We start from the raw sequence: 5,103 nt of genomic DNA, 5'->3' as shown, positions 1-5,103 counted from the left end.
GTCAAGGTTTTATATATGAATTAGAGGAATTAGATAAATCTAAAAACTATTATGTGTATTGTAAATCAGGAGGAAGAAGCGGACAAGCTTGTAGTATTATGAGAGAATTGGGTTTTGAAACGACTTACAATCTTCTAGGCGGTATGATGGAGTGGGACGGTCCTATTGAGATAAAAGAGTAATAAAAAAGGCTTTTAGGAAATGTTTTCTAAAAGCCTTTTTCTTAAATTTATTATTTTAAACCGTTCTCTGAACGACTTCAAATATAGATCCGTCTTCACATTTTAATGTTTTTGAAGGATATTTCATTAATAAAGCATAATCATGAGTTGCCATAAGAATAGTTTTTCCTTGGTCATTTATTTTCTTTAGAACTTCAAGGATTTCACCGCTAGTTTGTGGGTCAAGATTTCCAGTTGGTTCGTCAGCAAGTATTAGTTCAGGATCATTAAGTAAAGCTCTTGCAATAGCGACACACTGTTGTTCTCCACCAGAAAGCTGATGTGGCATTTTGTTTGCCATGCTTTCCATGCCTACCTTTTTTAGTACTTCTATAACCTTATCGTCCATATCTTGCACGTCAATCCAACCTGTAGCTTTTAGTACAAATAGTAAATTATTAGCTACAGTTCGGTCAGGTAACAGTTTAAAATCCTGGAAAACCATTCCGATTTTTCTTCGCAAATACGGAATATCTTTATCAATAAGTCCATTCAAGTCATAATCTACAATAGTTCCTTCTCCATCAGTAAGTGTTAAATCTCCATAAAGTGTTTTCATGAAACTACTTTTTCCAGATCCTGTTTTACCTATTATATATATAAATTCACCTGGATTTACACTCAGATTTATATCAGATATAATTTTGTTACCTGATTGGTAAATATTTACGTCGTGTAATGATAATATGGTTTTTGACATCTTTTGTAGAATTTTATTTCGTAAAAGTAGTAAGTTATGTTTCTTATTCAAAATAAAATTTGTAAGAATATAGAATTTGAATACTAAAGCTCATTTTTCATCGTTTAAAGAGTAAGAAAATACTATATTTGAATCCTAAAATCAGTTACCAATGCTAAAATTTTCATTGTCATTTCTCATCTTTCTTTTCTTCGAATTTTCTTCGGTATTTGCACAACAATCTGCTATTTATACAAATGATTTAGTAGATTATAATAACGCTTTGACTTTGTATAATAACAAGCAATACCAATCAGCCCAAATAATTTTTGATAAAGTCAAGCAACAAAATTCTAATATAGAAATACAATCAGATTGCACTTATTATAGTGCAAATTGCGCCATTAGATTAAATCAGAATAATGCTGATGAAGCTATGGAGAATTTTATAAAAAATTATCCAACAAGCACAAAACAAAATTTAGCATATTCTGAAGTGGCTACTTATTATTTCGAACAAGGGAAATATGCTCAAGCTTTAGAGTGGTTTGATAAAGTTGACGAAAGCACTTTGACAAACGACGAAAAAGAGCGTTTTAATTTTTATAAAGCCTATAGTTTTTTTAATTCTGGAAAGAAAAAAGAAGCTACTCAGTATTTTAACAAAGTAGTTAATTCGCAAGAATATGGTTCACAAGCAAAATACTACTTAGGCTTTTTGGCTTATGAAGGCGATGATTATAAAGAAGCTAGTAAATATTTTGATCAAGTTTCGGGCGAAGAGAAATACAAGGAGAAGTTATCTTATTTTCAAGCGGATATGAATTTTAAACTAGGAAAATTTGCTGAAGCAATCGAGTTAGGACAAGCTGCAATGAAAGGTTCTAATGCTATCGAAAAATCGGAACTCAATAAGATTATTGGCGAAAGCTATTTTAATTTAAAAAAATACAACGAAGCTATTCCGTTTCTAAAAGAGTACAAAGGGAAAAAAGGAAAATGGAATAATACCGATTATTATCAGTTAGGATACGCATATTACAAACAGAATGATTTCGAGAATGCGATTACTCAATTCAATAAAATAATTGGTGGAAAAGATTCTGTTGCTCAAAATGCTTATTATCACTTGGGAGAAAGTTATTTGAAAACCGATAAAAAACCACAAGCATTAAATGCGTTCAAAAACGCTTCCGAAATGGCATTTGATTTAAAAATTCAAGAAGATGCTTATCTTAATTATGCTCGTTTGAGTTACGATATTGGAAATTCGTACCAAAGTGTTCCTGATGTTTTATCTGGATTTATGATAAAATATCCCGCTTCGCTAAATAAATTTGAAATCGAAAATTTATTAATCAATTCATTTATCACTTCCAAGAATTATAAGGAAGCTTTAGTTTTATTAGAAAAAAATAAAAGTAGTAATAAACTTGCCTATCAAAAAGTATCTTTCTATCGCGGATTAGAATTGTTTACCGATGGCGATTACGCTTCTGCATTGCCACTATTCAAAAAATCGATTGCAGAACAAAAAGATGCCAAATTTTCGGCTCGTGCTACTTTCTGGAAAGCAGAAACCGAATATGTTTTAGACGATTTTACGAATGCCTTATTAAGTTTTAAACAGTTTCTTGGTTATGCTGAAGCGAAAGACACTCCAGAATTCAAAAATGTTAATTATAACATCGCCTATTCACATTTCAAGCTAAAAGAATATGATCAAGCAGGAAATTTTTTTCAAAAATATGTTGAAGTTTCTAAAGAAGATAAAACACGTTTAACCGATGCTTACTTGCGTTTGGCAGATAGCCGATTTGTAACCACAAAATATTCATCTGCATTGGAAGCGTACGACAAAGCAATTGTGTTAAAAAGCATCGATGCTGATTATGCAGCGTTTCAAAAAGCGATTTGTAACGGATTTATGGGCAAAAACGACAAGAAAATCTCTGAATTTAATCAGTTTCTAAAAACATATTCAGATTCTCAATATCGTGATGATGCTTTGTTTGAATTAGCCAATACCTATACTGCTGAAAACGAAACGTCATCGGCAATAAAAACCTATGATCAGTTGAATTCTGAATTCAAAAATGGAAGTTATAATGCTAAAGCAATTCTGCGTCAAGGTTTAATTTATTATAATGGAGATAAAGATGATTTGGCATTAACCAAGTTCAAAAAAGTTGTGGCCGATTTTCCAAAATCGGAAGAAGCACTTGAAGCCGTAAAAACGGCACGATTAATTTATGTCGATAACGGAAAAGTAGACGAATATGCCACTTGGGTAAAAACACTCGATTTCGTTGAAGTTTCTGATGCAGAATTAGACAATGATTCTTGGGAAGCTGCCGAAAAGCAATATTTGCAAGGAAATACCAAACAATCCATTACAAATTTAACCAGTTATGTGAAGAATTTCCCTAACGGGATTCACTCGTTAAAAGCTAATTTTTTCCTAGCACAATCATTGTATACAGATGGACAGGCTAAAAGTGCAGTTTCTAATTATGAGTATGTAATTTCTAAATCACGAAGCGAATATACTGAGCAATCGTTATCTCGTTTGTGCGAAATTTATATTAAAGCAGAAGATAATACGAAAGCGATTCCAGTTTTACTTCGTTTAGAAACGGAAGCCGATTATCCTCAGAATAAAACCTACGCACAAGCAAATTTGATGCGAGTGTATTATGACGGAAAAGAGTATGCAAATGCTGTAGTTTATGCCGAAAAAGTGTTAGCAAACCCAAAAACGGATAATAAAATAAAAAGTGATGCTCAAATTATTGTAGCAAGAGCTGCAATACAAGTAAATGACGAGGCTAAAGCCAAAGACGCTTACGCTAAATTACAGAAAATTGCCAAAGGAGAACTCGCTGCCGAAGCCTTGTTTTATGATGCCTATTTCAAAAATAAGGAATCAAAATTCGAAGATTCTAACAAAGTAGTTCAAAAATTAGCCAAAGATTATTCGGGTTATAAATATTTTGGTGCCAAAGGCTTAGTAGTTATGGCAAAGAATTTTTACGGATTAAAAGATAGTTTTCAAGCGACATACATTTTAGAAAGTGTCATCAAAAACTTTCAAGAATTTGATGAAGTGGTTGCCGAAGCTCAAACAGAATTAGATAAAATTAAAACCGAAGAAGCCAAAACAAATTCGTCGATTACTAAATAAATATTTTGTAAATCTTTGTGTCATCTTCGTGTGACTTTGTGAAATAGCAAACAAAACATATATGAAAAATAAAATCATCATAATTCTACTTATAACATTCCAACTTTCTTTCGCTCAAAAGAAAGACGAAAACATAGGGACAGAAGTTGTAAACGTAGTAAAACCATATACGCCATCTGTTTCGGATGCAAATAAAATTAAAGAAACACCAACGTTAGACGATAACGAAACAAGTAAGAAAGAAGAAATTAAATACCAGATTTTCTCGTTTCCTGTTGCATCTACATTCACACCATCTAAAGGGAAAGCAGCTGGAGTCGATAAGGCTAAACAAGAGAAATTATATCAAAATTATGTAACTTTAGGTTTCGGGAATTATGCTACCGCAAATGCCGAATTATTTGTAACACACGAATTAGACAAATACCAATATTTAGGAGGAATGGCTCGCCATCAATCTACGCAAGGCGGAATAAAAGGAGTTTTGCTGGATGATAAATTTTCAGAAACTTCTGGAGGAGTTTTTTATGCCTACCAACGGAATGGCACAAAATGGACAGCCGATTTAGGGATTAAAAACGAAGGTTATAATTGGTATGGTTTGCCATTAGAAAACCCGAATTTTACAGCAATACAAAATGATTCGATTAACGGAAGACACAAGTACAATACGATTAAAATTGGTTCAGAATTAGCTATTACAGATAGTTTTTTTGATAGATTAAATTTAAATTTTGTTTCTTTTTCAGATAATTATGGTTCTAAAGAAAATAGATTCATCATTAAACCAGCATTCAATTTTAATTTCGGTGACACTTCTGTAAAAGCAAAATTTGGTGTCGATTATCTGAATACAAGTTTCGAAACTTCTTATTTAATGGCATTACCTTTAGTTCCTGTAGCTTCGAATATTGAAAAGTCAAACTTAATATTTAGTGCCAACCCGAGTTTCAAAATACTAAAAGATGATTTATCTGTAGAGTTAGGAGCGGAAGTTGTTTATTTCTCTAGAGTAAAAA

General features: G+C 32.1%; 3 protein-coding genes and 1 pseudogene. 3 read left to right on the top strand and 1 reads right to left on the bottom strand.

Annotated elements, in window-relative coordinates:
- A partial coding sequence (locus ACHZC3_RS03235) for a rhodanese-like domain-containing protein (protein WP_394758441.1) occupies positions 1 to 182 on the top strand: 182 nt, incomplete at its 5' end.
- 55 nt (positions 183 to 237) lie between these two features.
- Here the strand turns inward: ACHZC3_RS03235 and ACHZC3_RS03230 are convergent.
- A complete protein-coding gene (locus tag ACHZC3_RS03230) occupies positions 238 to 921 on the bottom strand; it encodes a cell division ATP-binding protein FtsE (RefSeq protein WP_394758440.1) in 684 nt (227 codons plus the stop codon).
- Positions 922 to 1,072: 151 nt separating this feature from the next.
- Here ACHZC3_RS03230 and ACHZC3_RS03225 point away from each other — a divergent pair, with 151 nt between their 5' ends.
- Together ACHZC3_RS03225 and ACHZC3_RS03220 are read left to right on the top strand one after the other, a co-directional pair.
- On the top strand, positions 1,073 to 4,084 hold the full coding sequence (locus tag ACHZC3_RS03225) for a tetratricopeptide repeat protein (protein ID WP_394758439.1): 3,012 nt from the start codon (positions 1,073 to 1,075) through the stop codon (positions 4,082 to 4,084).
- Positions 4,085 to 4,145: 61 nt separating this feature from the next.
- A pseudogene (locus ACHZC3_RS03220) lies at positions 4,146 to 5,103 on the top strand (TonB-dependent receptor); the annotation flags it as partial.

Source organism: Flavobacterium sp., from assembly GCF_043720215.1.
Lineage (GTDB): Bacteria > Bacteroidota > Bacteroidia > Flavobacteriales > Flavobacteriaceae > Flavobacterium.
Note: the sequence above shows the minus strand (reverse complement) of the source record. Positions and strands in the feature narration are given on the sequence as shown.